The sequence below is a fragment of the Pseudomonas sp. MIACH genome (assembly GCF_001269925.1).
Lineage (GTDB): Bacteria > Pseudomonadota > Gammaproteobacteria > Pseudomonadales > Pseudomonadaceae > Aquipseudomonas.
Genome location: NZ_LHVO01000002.1, coordinates 282,548 through 308,289, shown reverse-complemented (window position 1 = coordinate 308,289; position 25,742 = coordinate 282,548). Strand labels below are relative to the sequence as shown.

General features: G+C 61.4%; 26 protein-coding genes and 1 pseudogene. 18 read left to right on the top strand and 9 right to left on the bottom strand.

Translation table 11 applies throughout. The annotated features are described in order from the left end of the window. Together AD670_RS01400 and AD670_RS01395 are read right to left on the bottom strand one after the other, a co-directional pair. The gene (locus AD670_RS01400; RefSeq protein ID WP_053127668.1) at positions 1–1,143 is read right to left on the bottom strand and encodes an MFS transporter; all 1,143 of its coding nucleotides are present in this window, start codon (positions 1,141–1,143) and stop codon (positions 1–3) included. Between the two features lie 162 nt (positions 1,144–1,305). After that, entirely contained in the window at positions 1,306–2,799 is a 1,494-nt protein-coding gene (locus AD670_RS01395) for an aldehyde dehydrogenase (protein ID WP_053127666.1), read from the bottom strand. 230 nt (positions 2,800–3,029) lie between these two features. Between AD670_RS01395 and AD670_RS01390 the strand changes: the two genes are divergently transcribed. Continuing rightward, entirely contained in the window at positions 3,030–3,392 is a 363-nt protein-coding gene (locus AD670_RS01390) for a cupin domain-containing protein (protein ID WP_053127665.1), read from the top strand. Between the two features lie 71 nt (positions 3,393–3,463). Here AD670_RS01390 and rpmG read toward each other — a convergent pair whose 3' ends face one another. Beyond that, on the bottom strand, positions 3,464–3,619 hold the full coding sequence (gene rpmG, locus AD670_RS01385) for a 50S ribosomal protein L33 (RefSeq protein WP_003176906.1): 156 nt from the start codon (positions 3,617–3,619) through the stop codon (positions 3,464–3,466). An 11-nt stretch (positions 3,620–3,630) separates the two neighbouring features. Next, on the bottom strand, positions 3,631–3,864 hold the full coding sequence (gene rpmB / locus AD670_RS01380; RefSeq protein WP_003176907.1) for a 50S ribosomal protein L28: 234 nt from the start codon (positions 3,862–3,864) through the stop codon (positions 3,631–3,633). Positions 3,865–4,322: 458 nt separating this feature from the next. On the opposite strand from rpmB, the gene AD670_RS01375 reads away from it, so the two are divergent. Beyond that, positions 4,323–5,915, top strand: coding sequence for an ABC transporter substrate-binding protein (locus tag AD670_RS01375; protein ID WP_053127664.1), 1,593 nt, complete (start codon positions 4,323–4,325; stop codon positions 5,913–5,915). Between the two features lie 28 nt (positions 5,916–5,943). On the opposite strand, the gene radC is transcribed toward AD670_RS01375, so the two are convergent. Continuing rightward, positions 5,944–6,618 carry a DNA repair protein RadC gene (gene radC / locus AD670_RS01370; RefSeq protein ID WP_053127663.1) on the bottom strand — a complete coding sequence of 225 codons (675 nt, stop codon included), beginning with the start codon at positions 6,616–6,618 and terminating at the stop codon, positions 5,944–5,946. A 143-nt stretch (positions 6,619–6,761) separates the two neighbouring features. On the opposite strand from radC, the gene coaBC reads away from it, so the two are divergent. The 4 genes and pseudogenes from coaBC to argB all read left to right on the top strand — a co-directional run bounded on the left by coaBC (position 6,762) and on the right by argB (position 11,017). After that, positions 6,762–7,970 carry a bifunctional phosphopantothenoylcysteine decarboxylase/phosphopantothenate--cysteine ligase CoaBC gene (gene coaBC, locus AD670_RS01365; RefSeq protein ID WP_053127662.1) on the top strand — a complete coding sequence of 403 codons (1,209 nt, stop codon included), beginning with the start codon at positions 6,762–6,764 and terminating at the stop codon, positions 7,968–7,970. Between the two features lie 5 nt (positions 7,971–7,975). After that, positions 7,976–8,431, top strand: coding sequence for a dUTP diphosphatase (gene dut / locus AD670_RS01360; protein ID WP_053127661.1), 456 nt, complete (start codon positions 7,976–7,978; stop codon positions 8,429–8,431). A 255-nt stretch (positions 8,432–8,686) separates the two neighbouring features. After that, a pseudogene (locus tag AD670_RS01355) lies at positions 8,687–10,093 on the top strand (phosphomannomutase/phosphoglucomutase); the annotation flags it as partial. A gap of 18 nt (positions 10,094–10,111) precedes the next feature. After that, a complete protein-coding gene (gene argB, locus AD670_RS01350) occupies positions 10,112–11,017 on the top strand; it encodes an acetylglutamate kinase (RefSeq protein ID WP_015886532.1) in 906 nt (301 codons plus the stop codon). Positions 11,018–11,095: 78 nt separating this feature from the next. On the opposite strand, the gene pyrE is transcribed toward argB, so the two are convergent. Further along, positions 11,096–11,743, bottom strand: coding sequence for an orotate phosphoribosyltransferase (gene pyrE, locus AD670_RS01345; protein ID WP_027608288.1), 648 nt, complete (start codon positions 11,741–11,743; stop codon positions 11,096–11,098). Between the two features lie 82 nt (positions 11,744–11,825). On the opposite strand from pyrE, the gene AD670_RS01340 reads away from it, so the two are divergent. Further along, positions 11,826–12,605, top strand: a complete 780-nt coding sequence (locus AD670_RS01340; RefSeq protein ID WP_003195493.1) for an exodeoxyribonuclease III — start codon at positions 11,826–11,828, stop codon at positions 12,603–12,605. A 54-nt stretch (positions 12,606–12,659) separates the two neighbouring features. On the opposite strand, the gene AD670_RS01335 is transcribed toward AD670_RS01340, so the two are convergent. Both AD670_RS01335 and rph read right to left on the bottom strand, forming a co-directional pair. After that, on the bottom strand, positions 12,660–13,028 hold the full coding sequence (locus AD670_RS01335; RefSeq protein ID WP_053127655.1) for a DUF4870 domain-containing protein: 369 nt from the start codon (positions 13,026–13,028) through the stop codon (positions 12,660–12,662). Between the two features lie 22 nt (positions 13,029–13,050). Next, the gene (gene rph / locus AD670_RS01330; RefSeq protein ID WP_016975928.1) at positions 13,051–13,773 is read right to left on the bottom strand and encodes a ribonuclease PH; all 723 of its coding nucleotides are present in this window, start codon (positions 13,771–13,773) and stop codon (positions 13,051–13,053) included. Positions 13,774–13,988: 215 nt separating this feature from the next. Between rph and AD670_RS01325 the strand changes: the two genes are divergently transcribed. The 6 genes from AD670_RS01325 (at position 13,989) to AD670_RS01300 (ending at position 19,285) form a co-directional block, all read left to right on the top strand. Beyond that, a complete protein-coding gene (locus AD670_RS01325; RefSeq protein WP_053127652.1) occupies positions 13,989–14,852 on the top strand; it encodes a YicC/YloC family endoribonuclease in 864 nt (287 codons plus the stop codon). A gap of 10 nt (positions 14,853–14,862) precedes the next feature. Beyond that, on the top strand, positions 14,863–15,483 hold the full coding sequence (gmk, locus tag AD670_RS01320; protein WP_053127649.1) for a guanylate kinase: 621 nt from the start codon (positions 14,863–14,865) through the stop codon (positions 15,481–15,483). Between the two features lie 167 nt (positions 15,484–15,650). Next, entirely contained in the window at positions 15,651–15,914 is a 264-nt protein-coding gene (gene rpoZ, locus AD670_RS01315) for a DNA-directed RNA polymerase subunit omega (RefSeq protein WP_017735757.1), read from the top strand. 60 nt (positions 15,915–15,974) lie between these two features. After that, the gene (spoT, locus tag AD670_RS01310; RefSeq protein WP_015886535.1) at positions 15,975–18,080 is read left to right on the top strand and encodes a bifunctional GTP diphosphokinase/guanosine-3',5'-bis pyrophosphate 3'-pyrophosphohydrolase; all 2,106 of its coding nucleotides are present in this window, start codon (positions 15,975–15,977) and stop codon (positions 18,078–18,080) included. Between the two features lie 24 nt (positions 18,081–18,104). After that, complete coding sequence (locus AD670_RS01305; RefSeq protein ID WP_003176922.1) at positions 18,105–18,485, top strand: RidA family protein; 381 nt, start codon at positions 18,105–18,107, stop codon at positions 18,483–18,485. Between the two features lie 56 nt (positions 18,486–18,541). Next, a complete protein-coding gene (locus tag AD670_RS01300; protein WP_053127648.1) occupies positions 18,542–19,285 on the top strand; it encodes a hypothetical protein in 744 nt (247 codons plus the stop codon). 61 nt (positions 19,286–19,346) lie between these two features. On the opposite strand, the gene AD670_RS01295 is transcribed toward AD670_RS01300, so the two are convergent. Then, complete coding sequence (locus AD670_RS01295) at positions 19,347–20,198, bottom strand: SDR family oxidoreductase (protein WP_053127646.1); 852 nt, start codon at positions 20,196–20,198, stop codon at positions 19,347–19,349. A gap of 189 nt (positions 20,199–20,387) precedes the next feature. On the opposite strand from AD670_RS01295, the gene exbB reads away from it, so the two are divergent. The 5 genes from exbB (at position 20,388) to recG (ending at position 25,686) form a co-directional block, all read left to right on the top strand. Then, positions 20,388–21,362 (top strand): tonB-system energizer ExbB, encoded by a 975-nt coding sequence (exbB, locus tag AD670_RS01290; protein ID WP_053127644.1) that lies wholly within the window; start codon positions 20,388–20,390, stop codon positions 21,360–21,362. Positions 21,363–21,368: 6 nt separating this feature from the next. Further along, on the top strand, positions 21,369–21,794 hold the full coding sequence (gene exbD / locus AD670_RS01285) for a TonB system transport protein ExbD (protein WP_003195519.1): 426 nt from the start codon (positions 21,369–21,371) through the stop codon (positions 21,792–21,794). Further along, positions 21,791–22,540, top strand: a complete 750-nt coding sequence (locus tag AD670_RS01280; RefSeq protein WP_053127642.1) for an energy transducer TonB — start codon at positions 21,791–21,793, stop codon at positions 22,538–22,540. The genes exbD and AD670_RS01280 overlap by 4 nt, the downstream gene beginning before the upstream one ends. Positions 22,541–22,681: 141 nt before the next feature. Beyond that, the gene (locus AD670_RS01275) at positions 22,682–23,602 is read left to right on the top strand and encodes a hydrogen peroxide-inducible genes activator (RefSeq protein WP_053127640.1); all 921 of its coding nucleotides are present in this window, start codon (positions 22,682–22,684) and stop codon (positions 23,600–23,602) included. An 8-nt stretch (positions 23,603–23,610) separates the two neighbouring features. Then, on the top strand, positions 23,611–25,686 hold the full coding sequence (gene recG, locus AD670_RS01270) for an ATP-dependent DNA helicase RecG (protein WP_053127638.1): 2,076 nt from the start codon (positions 23,611–23,613) through the stop codon (positions 25,684–25,686). Positions 25,687–25,742 lie beyond the last annotated feature (56 nt).

The following is a 25,742-nucleotide window of genomic DNA, read 5'->3' as shown; positions in this document are numbered from 1 at the left end:
TCAAGCGGGCTGTGCGACACCAAATGCGCCTTGGCGCAACAACAGCACCACCAACCCCAGCGCTCCGGCCGCCATCAGCCACGGCAGCGCATGCCCGCTGATCCACTGGCTACCCGCGCCAGCCACCAGCGGGCCGATCAGGCAACCGATTCCCCACAACTGCGCAATGTGAGCATTGGCGCGCACCAGCGCATCGTCACGATAACGCTCGCCGATCAGAATCAGCGACAACGTGAACAACCCACCAGCACTGGCGCCGAACAGCACCCACACCGGCCAGATCAACGGCGTGTGCAACAACAATGGGATCGCCAGGCTTGACGCCAGCAACAGCACCGCGCAACTCAGGAATAAAGTGCGCCGCGGCAGGTAATCCGCCAGCGCGCCAATGGGCAGTTGCAGCAACGCGTCGCCGACCACCACCGTGCTGACCATCGCCAAGGCGACCTCGGCGGTGAAGCCCTGCTGCAGGCAGTACACCGGCAGCAGCGTCAGGATCATCGCCTCGAACGCCGCGAACAGCGCCACCGCCCAGGCAATCGCTGGCAGGCTCAGGCAGAAGCGCCACAGGTCCGCGAAGGTCACGCTGAACGACTCGGCACTGGGCGCACCGGAGCGACCCAGCAAGGCCAGCGGTGCCACCAGCAACAGGCCAACGCCGACCCAGAAACCATAGTCATGGTCGGTGCCGATCACGCCCAGCAGCAACGGCCCCGAGAGTTGGCTCAAGGCATAACTGCAGCCATACAGCGCCACCAGCCGGCCACGCCACTGTTCCACCACCAACTGGTTGATCCAGCTTTCACCGAGGATAAACACGATGGTCAGGATCACCCCGATCATCAGCCGCAGCACCAGCCACACCGGATAGCTGGGCAAAATTGCCAGCAGGCCGATGGACACGGCTCCGGCCCATAGGCACAGGCGCATCAGATTGGCGGTGCCCAGCCATGAAGCAAGACGGCTGGAGACCTTGGCGCCGAGCAGCACGCCGAACGCCGGCATGGCGGCCATCACGCCAATGGCAAAACTGCCGTAGCCCCAGCCTTCAAGGCGCAGCGACACCAGCGGCATGCTGACGCCCAGGGCCAGACCGACACTGAGTACCGAGGTCAGGACGGCGAAATAGGTCGCCCAACGCATGTCCACGCTCCTGTGGATAATTATTTATCTAGTTTCAAAACGAACTGTAGGAGCGAACTTGTTCGCGAAAAACGTTAACGATGACGCGTTCATCCTGGATAAACGCGGCGCCTTCAAGTTCTTCGCGAGCAAGCTCGCTCCTACAGGGGTCAGCGGTGTTGCTTAGAGCTTGATCCAGGTCGCCTTCAGCTCGGTGTACTTGTCGAACGCATGCAGCGATTTGTCGCGACCATTACCCGACTGCTTGAAGCCACCAAACGGCGCGGTCATGTCGCCGCCATCATATTGGTTAACCCACACGCTACCGGCGCGCAGGGCCTTGGCGGTGAGGTGCGCCTTGGAAATGTCCGACGTCCACACCGCAGCGGCGAGGCCGTATTGGGTGTCGTTGGCGATTTTGATCGCTTCTTCGGCGCCGTCAAAGGTGATCACCGACAGCACCGGGCCGAAGATCTCTTCCTGGGCGATTCTCATGGCGTTGGTCACACCGTCGAAAATCGTCGGCTCGACGTAGGTGCCACCCGTCTCTTCAAGAATGCGCTTGCCGCCCGCTACCAACTTGGCGCCATCGGCGTGACCCGCTTCGATATACGAGAGCACGGTGTTCATCTGCTGGGTGTCCACCAGCGCACCAACGGTGGTCGCCGGATCCAGCGGGTTGCCGGGTTTCCAGCCTTTGAGGGCCTCAATCACCAGCGGCAGGAACGTGTCCTTGATCGAACGCTCCACCAGCAGGCGCGAGCCGGCCGTGCAGACTTCGCCCTGGTTGAAGGCGATGGCGCTGGCAGCGGATTTGGCGGCAGCCTGCAGGTCCGGAGCATCGGCGAACACGATGTTTGGGCTCTTGCCGCCGGCTTCCAGCCAGACGCGCTTCATGTTCGATTCGCCGGAGCGGATCAACAGTTGCTTGGCGATCTTGGTCGAACCGGTGAACACCAGGGTGTCGACGTCCATGTGCAGCGCCAGCGCGTTACCCACGGTGTGGCCGTAGCCCGGCAACACGTTGAACACGCCTTTCGGAATACCGGCTTCAACGGCCAGGGCCGCGATGCGGATGGCGGTGAGTGGGGATTTTTCAGACGGCTTGAGGATTACCGAGTTACCGGTCGACAGCGCCGGGCCGAGCTTCCAGCAGGCCATCATCAGCGGGAAGTTCCAGGGCACAATGGCCCCCACAACGCCGACCGGCTCACGGGTCACCAGACCCAGTTGATCGTGCGGGGTGGCCGCGACTTCGTCATAGATCTTGTCGATTGCCTCGCCGCTCCAGCTCAGGGCATTTGCCGCGCCGGGTACGTCAATGTTCAGGGAATCGCTGATCGGCTTGCCCATGTCCAGGGTTTCGAGCAGCGCCAGCTCTTCGGCATTGGCCTTGAGCAGCGCGGCGAAACGGATCATGGTGGCTTTGCGTTTGGCCGGCGCCAGGCGCGACCAGACACCGGAATTGAAGGTGGCGCGGGCGTTTTCCACAGCGCGCTGGGCGTCGGCGGCGTCACAACTGGCTACGCGGGTGAGCAGGCGGCCATCGACCGGGCTGATGCATTCGAAGGTGTCACCGGAAACAGCGGCGGTGTATTCGCCATTGATGTAGGCGCGGCCTTCGATCTTCAGGTCCTTGGCGCGTTGTTCCCAGTCGGCACGGGTCAGGGTGGTCATGCGAGTGTCCTCCTCTTATTGAATACAAGGGCCAGGCGATGTCCCCCGGCAGCCTCAAAGAATGCTTGCCCGCCAGCCAGCTGTTCGGCTCAAAGGCAGCTGCCACCCTAAACCAGCGGCTGGGGATGTTTCAATATATTTGACATAACGCCGGGAAATGCCCTTGCGATGTTCATTTTAATAAACATAGACTTTGGGCTCTCCAACCCCAGGCCAGACGGGACACGCACATGAGCATCCAGGACATCGTCGACTTCAGCCAAGCCAACACCGCCCCCGACCGCTACCGCCCTGCCGCCGAAAAAATCCTCAAGGGCGATCCCGAACAAACGGTGTACAACCATTACAACAGCCCGTGCGGCCAGATGAACGCCGGGGTCTGGGAAGGTGAGGTCGGGCAGTGGAAGGTCAACTACACCGAGCATGAATACTGCGAGATCGTGCAGGGGGTTTCCGTATTGCGCGACGCTGAGGGCAATGCCAAGACATTGCGTGCCGGCGACCGCTTTGTGATCCCGGCCGGCTTCAGTGGCACCTGGGAAGTGCTGGAGCCGTGCCGCAAGATCTACGTGGTGTTCGAACAGAAGGCCTGATCAACAAACGCCAGGCAAAAAAAAGCCCGTATCGTGAGATACGGGCGTTTTTTCACAAGGAAGAAAATCAATTACTTGATTTTGCCTTCTTTGTAGATCACGTGCTTGCGAACGCGCGGGTCGAACATTTTCTTTTCGAGCTTGTCCGGGGTAGTACGCTTGTTCTTGTCGGTAGTGTAGAAGTGACCAGTACCGGCGCTAGAGATCATTCGAATCAATTCACGCATGATAGAGCTCCTTAGATCTTGCCAGCGGCGCGGATTTCGGCCAGCACGACAGTGATGCCACGCTTGTCGATAATACGCATGCCTTTGGCAGATACACGCAGGCGAACAAAACGTTTCTCTTCTTCAACCCAGAAGCGGTGATGCTGCAGGTTCGGCAGGAAACGACGACGGGTTTTGTTATTTGCGTGGGAAATGTTATTCCCAGTCACCGGACCCTTACCGGTAACTTGACAGACTCTCGACATGCCTCAGCCCTCTAAAACCACATGCCCAACCCGGCATGGGTTGGCCGCTTAATCTCTCAGTCATTTGGCGCCAGGCGCCGCGTTTCTTTAGGGTCTTACCGGCTACACCTACAAGCGAAGGAACCGGGCCCCTAGAAAAGAGCGCTGCTTTATACCAGAAAGACCCCGGCGCAACAACAGGCCGTATATTTTTATCGACGCAAATCTCGGCTGTTGATACCTGAACCGTTGCCAGGAGGGGCCGCTACAACAGCCGACCGCTCGTCGCACAGAATGATTTTCAGCGCCCGCCAGCACCGCAAAGCGCATGACGAAACGATCTGAGGCGCCATCAAAACAGCATTTTGCCCAAAAGCACAGGCAAAAATGGGCTAGTCATTTATCAATCAGAGCACTACGGTAGGACTTTTCCAGACTGCACTCGCAGATGGGCCTTCGATCTGCAAAGGAAACCGAACATGCGCCTCGCTGCCCTACCGCTATTGCTAGCCCCTCTATTTATCGCGCCGCTGGCCTCCGCCGCCAGCAATTTGAGCGTCTGCACCGAGGCCAGCCCCGAAGGGTTCGATGTGGTGCAATACAACTCACTGACCACCACCAACGCCTCGGCCGACGTGCTGATGAACCGCCTGGTGGACTACGACGCGGCCAGCGGCAAACTGGTGCCAAGCCTGGCGGACAGCTGGGACGTCTCGCCGGATGGCCTGACCTATACCTTCAAGCTGCACCCGGACGTGAAATTCCATCGCACCGAGTATTTCACCCCAAGCCGCACCCTGACCGCCGAAGACGTACGCTTCAGCTTCGAGCGCATGCTCGACCCGGCCAACCCGTGGCATAAGATCGCCCAGAGCGGCTTCCCCCACGCCCAGTCCCTGCAATTGCCGGCCCTGGTCAAGAAGATCGATGCGCTCGACCCGCTGACCGTGCGCTTTACCCTCGATCACGCCGACTCCACCTTCCTCGCGGCCCTGAGCATGGGCTTTGCCTCGATCTACCCGGCGGAATACGCCGATAAACTGCTCAAGGCTGGCACGCCAGAGAAGCTCAACAGCCAACCGATCGGCACCGGGCCGTTCATCTTCAGCCGTTTCCAGAAAGACGCCGTGGTGCGCTACAAGGCCAACGCGGACTACTTCGCCGGCAAACCGGCTGTGGATAACTTGATCTTTGCCATTACCCCGGACGCCAACGTGCGCCTGCAGAAACTGCACCGCGATGAATGCCAGATCGCCCTGTCGCCCAAGCCCCTGGACGTGGGCGAGGCGGAGAAGGACCCCGCACTCAAGGTGGAAAAAACCGCAGCGTTCATGACCGCATTCGTGGCCATCAACAGCCAGCATCCGCCGCTGGACAAACCCGAGGTACGCCAGGCAATCAATCTGGCCTTCGACAAAGACAGCTACCTCAAGGCCGTGTTCGAAGGCACCGCCGAAGCCGCGAATGGCCCTTACCCGCCCAATACCTGGAGCTACGCCAAGGACTTGACGGGTTATCCACAGGACCTCGCCAAGGCCAAGGCCTTGCTGGACCGTGCCGGCCTCAAGGACGGCTTCAAGACCACCATCTGGACGCGCCCCACCGGCAGCCTGCTGAATCCCAACCCGAACCTCGGCGCACAACTGCTGCAGGCGGACCTGGCCAAGGTCGGCATCCAGGCCGAGATCCGCGTGATTGAGTGGGGCGAGCTGATTCGCCGTGCCAAAGCGGGTGAACACGACCTGCTGTTCATGGGCTGGGCCGGTGATAACGGCGACCCGGATAACTTCCTCACCCCGCAGTTTTCCTGCGCGGCGGTTAAGTCCGGCACCAACTTCGCGCGCTACTGTGATCCGGCACTGGACAAGCTGATCAGCGCCGGCAAGACCACCAGCGAGCAAGGCGTGCGCAGCAAGCTGTATCAGCAGGCCCAGGCGCAGATCCAGCAGCAGGCGCTGTGGTTGCCGCTGGCGCACCCGACGGCCTTCGCCCTGGCGCGCAAGAGCGTCGAGGGCTACCAGGTGAGCCCGTTCGGGCGCCAGGACTTCTCGAAGGTCAGCGTCAAGCCCTGAGAACCACGCCCGCCCTCACTGGGCGGGCTTACATCCAGCCATATTCCGCCATCGACAACGGATCACCATCCCCCACGATGATGTGATCCAGTACTCGCACATCCACCACTTCCAAGGCCTTTTGCAGCACCTTGGTCAATTTTCGATCAGCTGCGCTGGGCTCCACACTCCCGGATGGATGGTTGTGACACAGAATCAACGCCGCCGCGTTATAGGCAAGGGCGCGCTTGACCACTTGCCGGGGGTAAACCACGGCCGCGTCGATGGTCCCTTCGGACAACGCCTCGAACCCTAACACCCGATGCTTTGAGTCCAGGAACAGGCAGCCGAAGATCTCGTGAGGCTCATGACGCAACAACGCCTTGAGGTAGTCGCGCACCGCTACCGGGCTTTCCAGCACCGAATCGCTGCGCAGGCGCTCAGCCATATGGCGCCGGGACATTTCCAGCACTGCCTGCAACTGGGCAAACTTCGCCGGGCCCAAGCCCAATTGCTGGCTGAACAATGTCTGGCTGGCTTCCATGAGCGGGCGCAAACCGCCAAATTGCGCCAGCAGATGCCGCGCCAGGTCCACCGCGCTCCTGCCGGTTACCCCGGTGCGCAGGAAGATCGCCAGCAATTCAGCGTCGGACAGACTCGCCGCGCCCCACTCCAAAAGCTTCTCTCGCGGCCGCTCTGCTGCCGGCCAATCACGAATACTCATCCCACCTCCCTGTGCATGTGCGCCGCTGTTGCCTGGCAGGCGCTGTGTTATCGTAGGCCCTCTTTTTTGCATGCGATTTCACCTGGGGAGGGGACATCGCAGGCGTCACTGAACTGGCTTCACTGAACTGGAAAGGCAAACCAATGCAGCGTCTGTATCGGAAACGCATCGTTCTCGGCGTCGGCGGCGGCATTGCCGCCTACAAGAGCGCAGAGCTGGTCCGCAGGCTTCTCGACCAGGGCGCCGAAGTGCGCGTGGTCATGACCCGCGGCGGCAGTGAGTTCATCACCCCGCTGACCATGCAGGCCTTGTCCGGACACCCGGTCCACCTGGACCTGCTGGACCCAGCAGCCGAAGCTGCCATGGGCCATATCGAGCTGGCCAAGTGGGCCGACCTGGTGTTGATCGCCCCTGCCACCGCCGACCTGATCGCCCGCTTGGCGCAAGGCATCGCCGATGACCTGCTGACCACCCTGGTACTGGCCACCGACGCCACCGTCGCCATCGCCCCAGCCATGAACCAGGCCATGTGGCGTGACCCGGCAACCCAGGCGAACACCCAACTCCTGCAAAGCCGTGGCCTCAAGGTGTTCGGCCCGGCCTCCGGCAGCCAGGCCTGCGGCGATGTCGGCATGGGCCGCATGCTCGAAGCCATCGACCTGGCACTGTGCGCCGCGGAGTGCTTCCAGCACCTGGCCCTGACCGGCAAGCACGTGCTGATTACGGCAGGCCCGACCCAGGAAAACATCGACCCGGTGCGCTACATCACCAACCATAGCTCAGGAAAAATGGGTTTTGCCTTGGCGGAAGCGGCGGTCGAGGCAGGCGCACGCGTAACCCTGATCACCGGCCCGGTGCACTTGCCGACCCCCGATCGCGTCACGCGAATCGACGTAGTCAGCGCCCGGGACATGCTGGCCGCCTGTGAGGCCGCCATCCCCTGTGACCTGTTTATCGCTTCGGCAGCGGTTGCAGACTACCGCCCGGAAGTCGTCGCCCCGCAAAAGCTCAAGAAAGACCCTACGAGCGGCGATGGCCTGCTCCTGCAAATGGTGCGCAACCCGGACATTCTGGCCACCATCGCCACGCGTGCGGACCGCCCGTTCAGTGTCGGCTTCGCCGCCGAGACCGAGCACCTGCTGGACTACGCCGCACGCAAACTGAAAGACAAAAATCTCGACCTGATCGTTGCCAATGATGTCGCCAACCCGAGCATCGGCTTCAACAGCGAGGAAAACGCCTGCAGCGTGATCGACCGCGACCTGCACGCCACCCTTTTCGCCCAGACCAGCAAAGGCAAGATTGCCCGCCAACTGATCTCTTTTATCGCCCAACGGCTGAACCAGGTTTAATTTCCATGCACGCTTTGCAAGCCAAGATCCTCGACCCCCGCATCGGCACCGAATTTCCACTGCCGGCCTACGCCACCCCAGGCTCCGCCGGCCTGGACCTGCGTGCCATGCTCAAGCAAGACACCGTGCTTGAACCGGGCCAGACCCTCCTGATCCCCACTGGCCTGTCGATCTACGTCGGCGACCCGGGCCTGGCGGCGCTGATCCTGCCGCGCTCCGGCCTGGGACACAAACACGGCATCGTGCTGGGCAACCTGGTGGGCCTGATCGATTCGGACTACCAGGGCGAGCTGATGGTGTCGTGCTGGAACCGTGGCCAGACGGCGTTCAACATCGTCGTCGGCGAGCGCATTGCCCAGCTTGTACTGGTACCGGTGGTGCAGGCGCATTTCGAGCTGGTACAGGATTTCGACGAAACCCAACGCGGCGCAGGCGGTTTTGGGCATTCCGGCAGTCACTGACTACGCTGAACCTGGCCGGGCGCTTTTGCCCGGCTCGACGCCCCCGCAAGGCTTTTCAGGATGAAGAATGCGCGGACTTTATCAGCGAGATTTCACCTTTGAAATCAATGCATTACGCAGACAAAAAGACAGGAGCCAAGCTCCGATGGCACTTTTGCACCACGAACTCTCTGCCGAAAACACCGTCATACCCTTCAGTTTGAGCCTGCCGGTCAGCCACATTAAGGCCAGCCTTGCCCCCTTGAGATGGAGTTTCCCCCCGCGATGAGTACCGCAGCCCGAGTAGCCCCGACATTCCCTGACAGCATCTTTCGCGCCTATGACATTCGTGGCGTGGTGCCCAAGACCCTGACCGCCGAAACCGCCTACTGGATTGGCCGTGCCATTGGCGCCCAGAGCCTGGCCCAGGATGAGCCGAACGTTTCCGTCGGCCGTGACGGTCGCCTGTCCGGTCCGGAACTGGTGGAGCAACTGATCCAGGGCCTGGCCGACAGCGGCTGCCATGTCAGCGACGTCGGCCTGGTGCCCACCCCTGCGCTTTACTACGCCGCCAACGTACTGGCCGGCAAATCCGGGGTGATGCTGACCGGTAGCCATAACCCGTCGGACTACAACGGCTTCAAGATTGTCATCGCCGGCGACACCCTGGCCAACGAACAGATCCAGGCCCTGCACACCCGCCTGAAGACCAACGACCTGACCAGCGGCCAAGGCAGCATCACTAAAGTTGACATCCTGCCGCGCTACTCTGACGAAATCACCCGCGACGTCAAACTCGCGCGCCGCCTCAAAGTGGTGGTGGATTGCGGCAACGGCGCGGCTGGCGTGATCGCTCCGCAACTACTCGAAGCCCTGAACTGCGAAGTGATCCCACTGTTCTGCGAGGTCGACGGCAACTTCCCCAATCACCACCCGGATCCGGGCAAGCCAGAAAACCTGGTGGACCTGATCGCCAAGGTGAAGGAAACCGGTGCTGACGTCGGCCTGGCCTTCGACGGTGACGGCGACCGCGTGGGCGTGGTGACCGAAACCGGCGAGATCGTATTCCCGGACCGTTTGCTGATGCTGTTTGCCCGTGACGTGGTGGCGCGCAACCCCAACGCCGAAATCATTTTCGACGTGAAGTGCACCCGCCGCCTCACCCCGCTGATCAAGGAATATGGCGGCCGTCCGCTAATGTGGAAGACCGGTCACTCGTTGATCAAAAAGAAAATGAAAGAAACCGGCGCACTGTTGGCCGGCGAAATGAGCGGCCACGTGTTCTTCAAGGAGCGCTGGTTCGGCTTTGATGACGGCATTTACAGCGCCGCCCGTCTGCTGGAGATCCTCAGCAAGGAAAAATCCACCGCCGAAGAGCTGTTTCAGACCTTCCCGAATGATATTTCTACGCCAGAGATCAATATCCATGTGACCGAGGAGAGCAAATTCAGCATCATTGACGCACTGCACGATGCGCAATGGGGTGAAGGCGCCAACCTGACCACCATTGATGGTGTGCGAGTCGATTACGCCAAAGGCTGGGGCCTGGTTCGCGCGTCCAACACCACACCGGTGCTGGTGCTGCGTTTCGAGGCGGATACCGAGGCTGAGTTGCAGCGCATCAAGGACGTGTTCCACGCCCAGTTGAAACGTGTTGCCCCTGATCTCCAATTACCGTTCTGATTTTTACCGGAGCCCTGAATGACCCTCGAACGCGAAGCCGCTGCTAACACCGCCAAGGTCCTGTCCGAAGCGTTGCCTTACATTCGACGCTACGTCGGCAAGACGCTGGTGATCAAGTACGGTGGCAATGCCATGGAAAGCGACGAGCTGAAAACCGGCTTTGCCCGCGACATCGTGTTGATGAAAGCCGTGGGGATCAACCCTGTTGTTGTCCACGGTGGCGGCCCGCAAATCGGCGACCTGCTCAAGCGCTTGTCGATCGAGAGTCACTTCATCGATGGCATGCGCGTCACTGACGCGCAAACCATGGACGTGGTGGAGATGGTCCTCGGCGGCCAGGTGAACAAAGACATCGTCAACCTGATCAACCGTCACGGCGGCAGCGCCATTGGCCTGACCGGCAAGGACGCCGAGCTGATCCGTGCGAAAAAACTGACCGTTACCCGTCAAACGCCGGAAATGACCCAGCCGGAAATCATCGATATCGGCCAGGTAGGCGAAGTGATCGGCATCAACACCGACCTGCTGAACCTGCTGGTCAAGGGTGACTTCATCCCGGTGATCGCGCCGATCGGCGTGGGTGCCAACGGTGAGTCCTACAACATCAACGCCGACCTGGTCGCCGGCAAGGTAGCCGAGGCGCTGAAGGCTGAAAAGCTGATGCTGCTGACCAACATCGCCGGCCTGATGGACAAGGAAGGCAAGGTACTGACCGGCTTGACCACTCAACAAGTGGACGAACTGATCGCCGACGGCACCATCTACGGCGGCATGCTGCCGAAGATCCGTTGCGCGCTGGAAGCCGTGCAAGGCGGCGTCGGCAGCTCGCTGATCCTGGATGGCCGTGTGCCGAATGCGATCCTGCTGGAAATCTTCACCGATACCGGCGTGGGCACGCTGATCAGTAACCGCAAGCGTCCTTAAAGCACTAAAAAGCCCCACCCCTTGTAGGAGCGAGCTTGCTCGCTCCTACAAGGGGTGGGGCTTTTTGTTGGGCGCCGATTACTGAACGCCGAACTGCTCGCGATACGCCTTCACTGCCGGCAAGTGCTGCTTGAGCTGCGGATCATCTTCCAGGAACTGCAACACCTGGTTCAACGACACGATGCTTACCACTGGAATACCGAAATCACGCTCCACTTCCTGGATCGCCGACAACTCACCGTTGCCACGCTCCTGACGGTTCAGCGCGATCAGCACACCAGCGGCCTTGGCGCCGTCCTGGGAAGCGATGATCTGCATCACTTCACGGATAGCCGTACCGGCCGTGATCACGTCATCAATGATCAATACATCGCCGGTCAGCGGCGCACCCACCAGACTGCCACCTTCGCCATGCGCCTTGGCTTCCTTGCGGTTGAAGCACCATGGCAGATCCCGCCCATGATGTTCCGCCAGGGCCACGGCCGTTGCAGCTGCCAGGGGAATACCCTTGTAGGCCGGGCCAAATAGCACGTCGAAGGAAATACCGCTTTCAACAATGGCTGCCGCGTAGAAACGACCCAGCTGAGCCAGGGCCGAACCCGAGTTGAACAAGCCCGCATTGAAGAAGTACGGGCTGGTGCGCCCGGACTTGAGGGTGAACTCACCGAAGCGCAAAACCCCGCGATCGATGGCAAAACGAATGAAATCGCGTTGATACGCCTGCATGAAAAAAGCCTCAGATACCACGGATTTAGCTAATTAGGTAGACGGCGTGTATCATACACGCACGCGATTTTTGGGGCCATTTATGCGGATCATCAGTGTGAACGTTAATGGTATTCAGGCTGCAGTCGAGCGTGGTTTGCTCAGTTGGCTGCAAGCTCAGAATGCCGACGTCATCTGCCTGCAGGACACCCGCGCCTCCGCCTTTGAACTGGACGACCCAGCCTTCCAACTGGATGGCTACTTCCTTTATGCCTGCGATGCCGAAGTGCCCACCCAAGGTGGCGTGGCTTTGTACTCGCGGTTGCAACCCAAGGCGGTCATCAGCGGCCTCGGCTTCGAGACAGCCGACCGCTACGGGCGCTACCTGCAAGCCGATTTCGACAAGGTCAGCATCGCGACCTTGCTGCTTCCTTCGGGGCAGAACGGCGATGAAGACTTGAACCAGAAGTTCAAGCTAATGGACGATTTCGCCCGTTACCTGGATAAACAGCGACGCAAACGTCGCGAGTACATTTATTGTGGCTCGCTGTACGTGGCGCAACAAAAGCTGGATATCAAGAACTGGCGCGACAGCCAGCAATCCCCGGGTTTCCTGGCGCCGGAACGGGCCTGGATGGACGAGATTGTCGGTAACATGGGCTATGTGGATGCCCTGCGCGAAGTCAGCCGCGAAGGCGACCAGTACAGCTGGTGGCCAGACAACGAACAGGCTGAGATGCTCAACCTGGGCTGGCGCTTCGACTACCAGTTGCTGACCCCAGGTCTGCGCCGGTTCGTGCGCAGTGCACGTTTGCCGCGCCAGCCGCGCTTCTCGCAGCACGCGCCGCTGATCGTGGACTACGACTGGACACTGACCATCTAAGGTCTTTATCCAGGCACAAAAAAACCGACATCGCTGTCGGTTTTTTTGTGGGTGTTATTTGACCAGGCGCCAGGTCCACGGGTAGCGATAGGCCGTGCCGTTGTTGGCCTTGATGCCAGCGATGATCGTCAGCACCAGCGCCGCCACCACCAGGATCAACATCAGCAGAAAGCCGATCACCACGAACCCCAGCACCATGCAGACCAGCCAGGCGATGGCCACGGTGATCTGGAAGTTCAGGGCTTCCTTGCCCTGATCATCGATAAGCGGGTCCATATCCTTCTTGATCTGCCACACGATCAGCGGCCCCAACAGGCTGCCGAAGGGGAACACCAACCCCAGGAACGCCGCGAAGTGACACAACATCGCCCACTGGCGAACTTCCTTGGTCGGTGCCGGAACCGGCAATTGACTGTCACTCATGGCGCTTCTCCTTGAAGCCGGCTTAGTCAGCCAGTGCGGCGTTTTGCAATTCGAAGATTTCGGTCATGCCTTTCTGCGCCAGGGCCAGCATGGCGTTCAGCTCGGCCGGTTGGAAAGGCGCGCCTTCGGCGGTGCCCTGCACTTCGATGAAACCACCGGTGCTGGTCATCACCACGTTCAGGTCGGTCTCGGCGGCCGAATCTTCCAGGTAGTCCAGGTCCAGCACTGGCTCGCCCTGGTACATGCCCACCGATACGGCGGCAATCATCTGCTTGAGCGGGTCACCGCCTTTCAGGCCGCCACGCTTCTTGATGACTTTCAGTGCATCAACCAGCGCCACCATGGCGCCGGTGATGGACGCAGTACGCGTACCACCGTCGGCCTGGATCACGTCGCAGTCGACGTACAGGGTCACGTCGCCCAGCTTGGACATGTCCAGCGCGGCGCGCAGGGAGCGCCCGATCAGGCGCTGGATTTCCAGGGTGCGGCCGCCTTGCTTGCCACGGCTGGCTTCACGCTGGTTACGCTCGCCGGTGGCGCGCGGCAGCATGCCGTATTCGGCGGTCAACCAGCCCTGGCCCTGGCCCTTGAGGAAACGTGGCACACCGTTTTCGACGCTGACGGTGCAGATCACCTTGGTATCGCCAAACTCGACCAGTACGGATCCCTCGGCGTGTTTGGTGTAGTTGCGGGTGATGCGGATCGAGCGGAGCTGATCGGCAGCGCGACCACTTGGACGTTTCATAGGGGATACCTGTACTGAGGACGAAAAACTGCCGAGCATTATAGAGCCGCGAGCCGATTCGGGGCACTGCTAAAAATCTGGTTACGAATGGCCAGCCTATCGCCCATTGTTTGGGCGCGCTCGCCGCACTGCGCTACAATCCTGCGCCTTCGCAGCCAGTCGGCTTCAATTTACCCATCAGCCCGTGTTTGCAGGCTGTAACGCGAGGTACCTCCATGGTGCACAGCATGACCGCCTTCGCCCGCGTCGAAAAAGCCGGTGTCCAAGGCACCCTGAGCTGGGAACTGCGCTCGGTCAACAGCCGCTACCTGGAACCGCACCTGCGCCTGCCGGAATCCTTCCGCGACCTCGAAGGCGCCGTGCGTGAGGCACTGCGCCAGGGGATTTCCCGCGGCAAGCTGGAATGCACCCTGCGGTTTACCGAGGAAACCACTGGCAAGCCGCTGCAGGTGGATCGCGAGCGCGCAGCGCAACTGGTCGCTGCCGCCGAAACCATCGCCGGCCTGATCAAGCAACCCGCCGCGCTGAACCCTCTGGAAGTGCTGGCCTGGCCCGGCGTGCTGGTGGCCGATGCCACCGACCCGCAAGCCCTCAATGCCGAAGCCCTCGCCCTGTTCACCCAGGGCTTGAAGGAGCTCAAGGCCGGCCGCGAGCGCGAAGGCGCCGAACTGGCCCGACTGATCAATGAGCGCCTGACATCGATCGAAGCAGACGTGGTCATCCTGCGCGAGCTGGTCCCGCAAATGCTCGCCACCCAACGCCAGAAGGTCCTCGATCGCTTCACCGACATGAAGGCCGACCTCGACCCCGTGCGCCTGGAGCAGGAAATGGTGCTACTGGCGCAGAAGAGCGACGTTGCCGAAGAGCTGGACCGCCTGAGCACCCACATCCTCGAAGTGCGCCGCGTGCTCAAGTCCGGCGGCGCCGCTGGTCGGCGCCTGGACTTCCTGATGCAGGAACTCAACCGCGAAGCCAATACACTGGGCTCCAAGGCTTTCGATCCGCGCAGCACCACGGCGGCGGTCAACCTCAAGGTGTTGATCGAGCAGATGCGCGAACAAGTACAGAATATTGAGTAAGGCAACCTCCATGACCCACAGCACCGGCACCCTTTACATCATTTCCGCCCCTTCGGGCGCGGGCAAGAGCAGCCTGGTCAAGGCCCTGACCGACGCCGACGAGCAGATTCGCATCTCGGTCTCCCACACCACCCGTGCCATGCGCCCGGGCGAGGTGAACGGCGTGCACTATCACTTCGTCGAGCGCACCGAGTTCGTCAAGATGATCGAACACGGCGACTTCCTGGAGCGCGCCGAAGTATTCGGCAACCTCTATGGCACCTCGCAAAGCCACCTGCAGCAGACCCTGGACGAAGGCCATGACCTGATCCTGGAAATCGACTGGCAGGGCGCCGAGCAAGTGCGCCAGCTGATGCCCAAGGCACGCTCGATCTTCATCCTGCCGCCGTCCCTCGAGGCGTTGCACCAGCGCCTGACCAACCGGGGACAGGACAGCGACGAAATCATCGAAGGCCGCATGCGTGAAGCCGTCAGCGAAATGAGCCACTACGTCGACTACGACTACCTGATCATCAATGACGATTTTTCCCACGCACTGGATGACTTGAAGGCGATTTTTCGTGCCAATCAGCTCCAGCAAAAGCGTCAACAGCAGCGTTTCGGCAAATTACTGGCCGAACTGCTCGGCTGATTGGCTCTTCCCAAAACCGCTGCAAGGGCTTTACATTGGCGCTTGTAGCGGTTTTGCGAGGGCCTGCGAAAAATCAGCGCTTCCCTAAACGCTGGTGATTTTTTAAACTGTTTAGTCCGCTCGCCCAACCGGGCAGCGCGCATCTTGCATTCGCTCCGAGGAATATCATGGCCCGCGTAACCGTTGAAGACTGCCTAGACCACGTGGCAAACCGCTTTGAGCTGGTCATGCTCTCTACCAAGCGTGCCCGTCAACTGGCTACTGGCGGCAAAGAGCCCCTGGTACAGTGGGAAAACGACAAGCCTACCGTTGTAGCCCTGCGCGAAATCGCTGAAGGCCTGATGAGCTACGAGTTCATCGCCAACGCTGAGATCGTTGAAGACGAACCGCTGTTCGCAGCGTTCGAGGACGAGTCCAACGAGGCCGTCTAAGCCTATGCCTGGTCGACGTAGCACGGCGCGGGGTCACAGCCTTCGGCAGGAGTTCACACTTTGCCGAGCATAGACGCCCTCGCCGATCGCTTATCGACCTACCTCGGCCCCGACCAGGTCAACCTGGTCCGCCGAGCGTATTTCTACGCCGAACAAGCCCACGACGGCCAACGCCGCCGAAGCGGCGAGGCGTACGTCACCCATCCTCTTGCGGTGGCAAATATCCTGGCCGACATGCACATGGACCATCAGAGCCTGATGGCCGCGATGCTGCATGACGTGATCGAAGACACCGGCATTGCCAAGGAAGCGCTCAGTGCGCAATTTGGCGAAACCGTGGCCGAACTGGTCGACGGGGTCAGCAAACTGACCCAGATGAACTTCGAGACCAAGGCCGAAGCCCAGGCGGAAAACTTCCAGAAGATGGCCATGGCCATGGCCCGCGATATCCGGGTGATCCTGGTCAAGCTGGCCGACCGGCTGCACAACATGCGTACGCTGGAAGTGCTGTCCGGCGAAAAACGCCGGCGCATCGCCAAGGAAACCCTGGAAATCTACGCGCCCATCGCCAACCGGCTGGGCATGCACGCCATTCGTATCGAGTTCGAAGACCTCGGCTTCAAAGCCATGCACCCGATGCGTTCGGCGCGCATCTACCAGGCGGTCAAGCGTGCCCGGGGCAACCGCAAGGAAATCGTCAACAAGATCGAAGAATCCCTGAGCCATTGCCTGGCGATCGACGAGATCGAGGGCGAGGTCAGCGGCCGGCAGAAGCACATCTACGGCATCTACAAGAAGATGCGCGGCAAGCGCCGGGCCTTTAACGAGATCATGGACGTGTACGCGTTCCGCATCATCGTGGACAAGGTCGATACCTGCTACCGCGTACTCGGGGCTGTGCATAATTTGTACAAACCCCTGCCGGGGCGCTTCAAGGACTACATCGCCATTCCCAAGGCCAACGGCTATCAATCGCTGCATACCACGCTGTTCGGTATGCACGGGGTGCCCATCGAGATCCAGATCCGCACCCGCGAAATGGAAGAGATGGCCAACAATGGCATCGCTGCGCACTGGCTGTACAAATCCAGCGGCGACGAGCAGCCCAAAGGCACCCATGCCCGCGCGCGCCAGTGGGTCAAGGGCGTGCTGGAAATGCAGCAACGTGCCGGCAACTCCCTGGAATTCATCGAAAGCGTGAAGATCGACCTGTTCCCGGACGAGGTCTACGTGTTCACGCCCAAAGGCCGCATCATGGAGCTGCCCAAAGGCTCCACTGCGGTCGACTTTGCCTACGCGGTGCACACCGACGTCGGCAACAGCTGCATTGCCTGCCGGATCAACCGCCGTCTCGCGCCGCTGTCCGAACCGCTGCAAAGCGGCTCCACGGTCGAGATCGTCAGTGCACCCGGAGCCCGCCCGAATCCGGCGTGGCTCAACTTCGTGGTCACCGGCAAGGCCCGCACACACATCCGCCATGCCCTGAAACTGCAGCGCCGCTCCGAGTCCATCAGCCTGGGCGAACGCCTGCTGAACAAAGTACTCAACGGCTTCGACAGCGCCTTGGACAAGATTCCGCAAGAGCGCGTGCAAGCGATGCTCCACGAGTACCGCCAGGAAACCATCGAAGACCTGCTGGAAGATATCGGCCTGGGCAACCGCATGGCCTACGTGGTCGCACGCCGCCTGCTGGGCGAAGGCGAACAGTTGCCAAGCCCCGAAGGCCCGCTGGCGATTCGCGGCACCGAGGGCCTGGTGCTCAGCTACGCCAAATGCTGCACGCCGATCCCTGGCGACCCGATTGTCGGCCACCTGTCGGCTGGCAAGGGCATGGTCGTTCACCTCGACAACTGCCGCAACATCACCGAGATCCGTCACAACCCGGAAAAATGCATCCAGCTCTCGTGGGCCAAGGATGTCACCGGCGAATTCAACGTCGAGCTGCGCGTGGAGCTGGAACACCAGCGCGGCCTGATCGCCCTGCTGGCCAGCAGCGTCAACGCGGCCGACGGCAATATCGAGAAAATCAGCATGGACGAGCGCGATGGTCGCATCAGCGTGGTCCAGCTGGTGGTCAGTGTGCATGACCGCGTGCACCTGGCCCGCGTAATCAAGAAACTGCGCGCCTTGACCGGTGTGATCCGCATCACTCGCATGCGTGCGTAGCCCATCCATTACAAGGAGTCATTCATGACCAAGACCGTTATCACCAGCGACAAAGCCCCAGCCGCCATCGGTACTTATTCCCAGGCCATCAAGGCGGGCAACACCGTCTACATGTCCGGCCAGATCCCGCTGGATCCAAAGACCATGGAACTGGTGGAAGGCTTCGAAGCCCAGACCGTACAGGTCTTCGAAAACCTCAAGTCCGTAGCAGAAGCCGCCGGCGGCTCCTTCAAGGACATCGTCAAGCTGAACATTTTCCTCACCGACCTGAGCCACTTCGCCAAGGTCAACGAGATCATGGGCAAGTACTTCGAACAGCCTTACCCCGCCCGTGCCGCGATTGGTGTTGCAGCCCTGCCAAAGGGCGCGCAGGTTGAAATGGACGCGATTCTGGTCATCGAGTAAAACACCCGGCGCAGCCTCCACAGGCTGCGCCGACTTCGTTTTAAAAGGATTTCATGATGCGCAAAGCGCTTGTAGCCACGTCGTTGCTCGCCCTGCTGCTTGGCGGCTGCGCCAGCAACCCTGCCGATTTGGATGTGAGCGGCACCTGGATCAATCAGGTCGCCATCGATGCGGCAGCCAAAGGCGGCCCTTTGCGTGAAGCGCTGCAAAGCTATGGCCCGAACCTCGAATGGGAGATCAACCCCAAGGCTTCGCAGGCGCGCTACTACAACGGTTTTGAAGTCGCCGAAGGCAAGTTGCTTGGTGAAAAATCCGGCGCCTGGAACGTGGATTTCTACGGCAGCTCCGCCACCGAACTCAAGCGCAAAGGCAAGCAACTGCTGCAATCCGCCAACGACAATGAGCCTGAGCAACTGTTCGCCCGTGCCCAGGACCCCGCACCGGAAGGCGCGCCACTGGGCGCCAACTTTGAGCGCGCGCTGTACGCGGCCTATATGGGCGGCGACTGGAAGATCACTGACGGCTTCGGAAACGGCGCCATCGTGCAGTTCCAGCCCGACGGCAAGGTCGTGGGCCTGCCAAATGTTGATCGGTACTCACTGTGCCTGGCGGGCGACTGCGCCTCCATGAGCGGCGGCTACGACAGCATCTGGCTGCAACTCAACGGTGTCGGCAACCCCTGGATCTTCGCCCGCAAAGGCAAGCAGCTGGAAATATTCCAGGCGGTCAACACCGCACAGGCGGACGAAGTGCCGCAATTCACCCAAGGTCCACGCCAATGGCTGCTTGAAAAACAATAGCCGTCATCACCCAGATCCAAATGTGGGAGGAGGCAAGCCCTCCCACATCTTTAACCGCATTTCAGCCTTTAAGAATGGCTGCATACCCTTCGCGATAGCTTGGATACGTCGGTACCCAACCCAACGCCTTGATCCGCGCATTACTGCACTGCTTACTGCCCGCCCGCCGCACACTGGCGTCTTCGGACCACTCTGTCACGCCCAGGTACTCACGCAACCAGGCCACCACCTCAGCCAGCGGCGCCGGTGAATCGTCGACGCCGATATAGACCTTATCCAGCGAACCGCCCTGCTCCACATGCCGGAGCAAAAACGCCAACAAGCCTGCCGCATCGTCCGCGTGAATCCGGTTGCCATACAGCGGTGGATCGATCGCGACGCGATAACCTTGGCGCACTTGGGTCAGCAGCCACTCACGGCCCGGGCCGTAAATCCCCGTCAACCGCACAACGCTGGCCGGAATGCCGCTGCTGAGCGCCACTTGCTCGGCTTCGAGCATCACCTGCCCTGAATAGCCTTTCGCCTGGGTCTCGGATGTTTCGTCGACCCATTCCCCATTCTGCTGCCCGTATACGCTGCTGCTGGATACAAACAGCAGGTGTTTCGGTTCCTGGCCGTAGTCTTTCAGCCATTCCAAGACATGCCGCAAACCTTGCACGTAAGCCGCGCGATAACCGGCTTCATCGTGGTCGGTCGCAGCGGCGCAGTAGACGAGGTAATCCACCCCACCGATAGGCCAGGTGTCCGGGCAGTCCTTGTTGAACAGGTCACCGGCAATGCCGATCACTCCTTCCGGCAGGCGCGAAATGTCCCGTCGCAGACCATGAACTTCCCATTCCGAAGCGAGCAATTGGCTAGCCAGCCGGCTACCCACATCGCCACAACCGGCAATCACAACAGACGGCGCAGACATCAAAAAACTCCCTACTTAAAGGTCTAGATTAGCCCTCGTAGCAGACCGGCGGCCAGAAAAAGGGCAAATAAAGTTACTGTATTACTTTTGTTAACAAGAATTACTTGCAATAATAACCGCCCATTTGTCCTCGGCCCTCAAGGGTCTGGAAGGACGATTACCCATTTTTTCCTCTCAGGTCCGGCCAGCATGACACGTAATACAACCCCCGCTTCGCCAACCAAGCCTCACAGCCCGTCCCGCGCCTGGCGCGCGATTGCTGCGTTGCTGTTCAGCGTACTGCTGGCACCGACCGCCGCATTCGCTGACGCCACCGCACCTGCCACTGCACCGGCTGCAGAGCACAGCACGGCGGCTCCAGCCGCTGCGCCAGTGGCTACCGACCCGGCCCTGGCTGCCGACCCAGCGGCCTCCGCCGGCGACACCGGGGTGGTGCTGGAAGAAGACAACACCCTGGGCATGGCCCACGACCTGTCCCCATGGGGTATGTACCAGAACGCTGACGTGGTGGTTAAAGCCGTGATGATCGGCCTGGCCATCGCCTCGATCATCACCTGGACCATCTGGATCGCCAAGGGCTTCGAGCTGCTGGGCGCCAAGCGTCGTCTGCGCAATGAAATCGTCCACCTGAAAAAGGCCACGACCCTTAAGGAAGCCAGCGAAAGCGCGACCAAGAAAGGCACCCTGGCCAACACCCTGGTGCACGACGCGCTGGAAGAAATGCGCCTGTCGGCCACCACCCGCGAAAAAGAAGGTATCAAGGAGCGCGTGGCCTTCCGTCTGGAGCGTCTCGTTGCAGCCTGCGGCCGTAACATGAGCAGCGGCACCGGTGTGCTGGCGACCATCGGCTCTACCGCGCCTTTCGTCGGTCTGTTCGGTACCGTATGGGGCATCATGAACAGCTTCATCGGCATCGCCAAAACCCAGACCACCAACCTCGCCGTCGTTGCCCCGGGCATCGCCGAAGCCCTGCTGGCAACCGCCCTGGGCCTGGTTGCCGCAATTCCTGCGGTGGTGATCTACAACGTCTTCGCCCGTTCGATTGCCGGCTACAAGGCCCAGGTATCGGATGCGTCGGCAGAAGTCCTGCTGCTGGTCAGCCGCGACCTCGATCACCTGCCTACCGAGCGCAGCTCGCAACCGCACATGGTGAAAGTGGGGTAATCGGCCATGGGCCTGCATTTGAATCAAGGCGACGACGAACTCGTCGAGAACCACGAAATCAACGTCACGCCGTTCATCGACGTGATGCTGGTGCTGCTGATCATCTTCATGGTGGCCGCACCGTTGGCCACCGTGGATATCAAGGTTGACCTGCCCGCCTCCAGCGCCAAGCCGGCGCCGCGGCCAGAGAAACCGATCTTCCTCAGCGTCAAGGCGGACCAACGCCTGTTCCTGGGCGAAGAAGAAGTCAAAGCTGAAACCCTGGGGCCGGTGCTCGACGCCAAGACCCAAGGCAAGAAAGACACGACGATCTTCTTCCAGGCTGACAAGGGCGTGGACTACGGCGACCTGATGAGCGTGATGGATGCCCTGCGGGCAGCCGGCTACCTCAAGGTAGGCCTGGTCGGACTCGAGACGGCAGCCAAAAAATGATCACGACGCGCCACAAACTGACGCGTTATGGCACCAGCCTCGCCGTCGTGCTGGGCGTGCATGCCGTCGCGATTGCCATCGCGCTCCATTGGTCAGCGCCACGCACGGTGCAGTTGCCTCCGGCAGCCATGGTCATCGACCTGGCCCCGATGCCTGCACCGCCGCCTCCGGCCCCGCCGAAAGTGGTAACGCCACCGCAACCGCCTGCACCGGTGGAAGAGCTGCCCCTGCCGAAACTGGCCGAGGCACCCAAGCCAACGATCCAGGTGCCCAAACCGGTCAAGCCCAAGCCTAAACCGCAACCGCCCAAGCCGGTGGAGAAGAAGATCGAGCCGCCCAAGGAGAAACCCTCCGAGGACCCACCGAGTGACGCTCCGCCGACCAAGGCTCCAGCTGAAAAATCGGCCCAGCCGGTTCCAGGCCCGTCGCCGCAACAGATCGCCGCCAAAGCGTCCTGGGAAGGCACCCTGCTGGCACACTTGCAGAAGTACAAGAAGTACCCGCCAGGTGCTCAGGCCCGTGGCAAGGAAGGCCTGAACCGCCTGAAGTTCGTGGTGGATGCCGACGGCAACGTGCTGTCCTACGAGTTGGTGGGCCGCTCCGGCAACGCCGACCTGGACCGTGCCACCCTGGACATGATCCGTCGTGCCCAGCCGCTGCCCAAGCCGCCGGCCGATATGCTCAAGGGCGGCAGCATCGAGATCGTTGCACCGTTTGTGTACAACATCGAAAAACGTCGTCGCTGAAAATGAAAGTGGCGAGGGGCCCCCTCGCCACTCTCAGCAAAATCCCGCGCATTCCCCCCTCAATGCCCAGCAAAGTTCTGATAACGTGCGTCTATCGATTGCAGCCGGTATGCTTGGCCCGCAACCTCATGGACGCCCGCTATGACTCTTACAGAATTACGCTACATCGTTACCCTCGCCCAAGAGCAGCACTTTGGCCACGCGGCCGAACGCTGCCACGTCAGCCAGCCGACGCTGTCGGTGGGTGTGAAAAAGCTTGAAGACGAACTCGGTGTGCTGATTTTCGAGCGCAGCAAAAGCGCCGTACGCCTCACCCCGGTGGGCGAAGGCATCGTTGCCCAGGCCCAGAAGGTGCTGGAGCAAGCACAGAGCATTCGAGAACTGGCCCAGGCCGGTAAGAACCAGCTGACTGCACCGCTGAAAGTCGGCGCCATCTATACCGTCGGCCCGTACCTGTTCCCGCACCTGATCCCGCAACTGCACCGCGTCGCACCGCAGATGCCGCTGTATATCGAAGAGAACTTCACCCACGTGCTGCGCGACAAACTGCGCAACGGCGAGCTGGATGCGATCATCATCGCCCTGCCGTTCAACGAAGCGGATGTGTTGACCCTGCAGCTCTACGACGAGCCGTTCTACGTGCTGATGCCCGCCTCCCATCCGTGGACGCAAAAAGACACCATCGATGCCGGCCTGCTCAACGACAAGAGCCTGCTGCTGCTCGGCGAAGGCCACTGCTTCCGCGACCAGGTGCTGGAAGCCTGCCCGACCCTGACCAAAGGCAACGATGGCGCCAAGCACACCACCGTGGAATCCAGCTCCCTGGAAACCATCCGCCATATGGTCGCCTCCGGGCTGGGCATCTCGATCCTGCCGCTGTCGGCAGTCGACAGCCATCACTACGCCCCCGGTGTGATCGAAGTGCGTCCACTCACGCCACCGGTGCCGTTCCGCACCGTAGCGATCGCCTGGCGCGCCAGCTTCCCACGGCCCAAAGCGATTGAGATCCTCGCCGACTCGATCCGCCTGTGCTCGGTGGCCAAGCCGCCTGCTGCGAGCTAAGTAAACGTATGACTGAGCTGTCGCAGGTGTCGGTGACGGCACTCAAGGGTGTCGGTGAAGCCATGGCCGAAAAGCTGGCCAAGGTCGGCCTGGAGAATCTCCAGGACGTGCTGTTTCACCTGCCCCTGCGCTATCAGGATCGCACCCGCGTGGTGCCCATCGGCCATTTGCGCCCGGGGCAGGATGCCGTGGTCGAAGGCACCGTCAGCGGCGCCGACGTGGTGATGGGCAAGCGCCGCAGTCTGGTGGTGCGCCTGCAGGACGGCACCGGAGGCCTGAGCCTGCGCTTCTACCATTTCAGCAACGCACAAAAGGAAGGCCTCAAGCGCGGCACCCGCGTGCGCTGCTACGGCGAAGCCCGCCCCGGCGCCTCGGGCCTGGAGATCTACCACCCGGAGTACCGCGCCATCACCGGGGATGAACCGCCTCCGGTGGACACCACCCTGACGCCGATCTACCCGCTCACCGAAGGCCTGACTCAACAGCGCCTGCGCCAGTTGTGCATGCAGACCCTGGGCATGCTCGGCCCGCAGAGCCTGCCCGACTGGCTGCCCCTGGAGCTGGCGCGCGACTATCAACTGGCGCCGCTGGCCGATGCGATCCGCTACCTGCATCACCCACCGGCCGACGCCGATGTCGACGAACTGGCCCTCGGTCATCACTGGGCCCAGCATCGCCTGGCGTTCGAAGAGCTGCTGACCCACCAGTTATCCCAGCAACGCCTGCGCGAAAGCATGCGCTCCCTGCGTGCGCCCGCCATGCCCAAGGCCACGCGCCTGCCTGCGCAATACCTGGCCAACCTCGGCTTTGCGCCGACGGGTGCCCAGCAGCGCGTGGGCAATGAAATCGCCTACGACCTCAGCCAGCACGAGCCGATGCTGCGCCTGATTCAGGGCGACGTGGGCGCAGGCAAGACCGTGGTCGCCGCCCTCGCCGCCCTGCAAGCCCTGGAAGCCGGTTACCAGGTGGCGCTGATGGCGCCCACCGAGATCCTCGCCGAGCAGCACTTCATCACGTTCAAGCGCTGGCTCGAGCCCCTGGGCCTGGAAGTCGCGTGGCTGGCCGGCAAGCTCAAGGGCAAGACGCGCGCGGCAGCGCTGGAGCAGATCGCCGGCGGCGCACCGATGGTGGTGGGTACCCATGCGCTGTTCCAGGACGAAGTCCAGTTCAAGAACCTGGCCCTGGTGATCATCGACGAACAGCACCGCTTCGGCGTGCAGCAGCGCCTGGCCCTGCGCCAGAAAGGCGTGGGCGGACGCATGAACCCGCACCAGTTGATCATGACCGCCACCCCGATCCCGCGCACCCTGGCCATGAGCGCCTACGCCGACCTCGACACCTCGATCCTCGACGAACTGCCCCCCGGCCGTACACCGGTGAATACCGTGCTGGTCACCGATACGCGGCGCGTCGAAGTGATCGAGCGTGTGCGCGGCGCCTGCGCCGAAGGCCGCCAGGCGTACTGGGTGTGCACGCTGATCGAAGAGTCCGAGGAACTGACCTGCCAGGCCGCCGAGACCACCTATGAAGACCTCACCAGCGCCTTGGGCGAGCTCAAGGTCGGACTGATCCACGGGCGCATGAAGCCCGCGGAAAAGGCCGCGGTGATGGCCGAATTCAAAGCTGGCAACCTGCAGTTGCTGGTTGCTACCACGGTGATTGAAGTGGGCGTGGACGTGCCCAACGCCAGCCTGATGATCATCGAGAACCCCGAGCGCCTGGGCCTGGCGCAATTGCACCAGTTGCGCGGCCGTGTCGGCCGGGGCAGCGCCGCCAGCCATTGCGTGCTGCTCTACCACCCACCGCTGTCGCAGATCGGCCGCCAGCGCCTGGGGATCATGCGCGAAACCAACGACGGTTTTGTCATCGCCGAAAAAGACCTCGAACTGCGCGGCCCCGGTGAAATGCTCGGCACCCGCCAGACCGGCCTGCTGCAATTCAAGGTCGCCGACCTGATGCGCGACGCCGACCTGTTGCCCGCCGTGCGCGATGCCGCGCAAGCGCTGCTGGAACGCTGGCCGGATCATGTCAGCCCGCTGCTGGATCGCTGGCTGCGTCATGGGCAGCAATACGGCCAAGTGTGACACCAGACTCACTTATCCGACCTACAGTTGTATCAAGCTGGTTATACTCCGGTGAC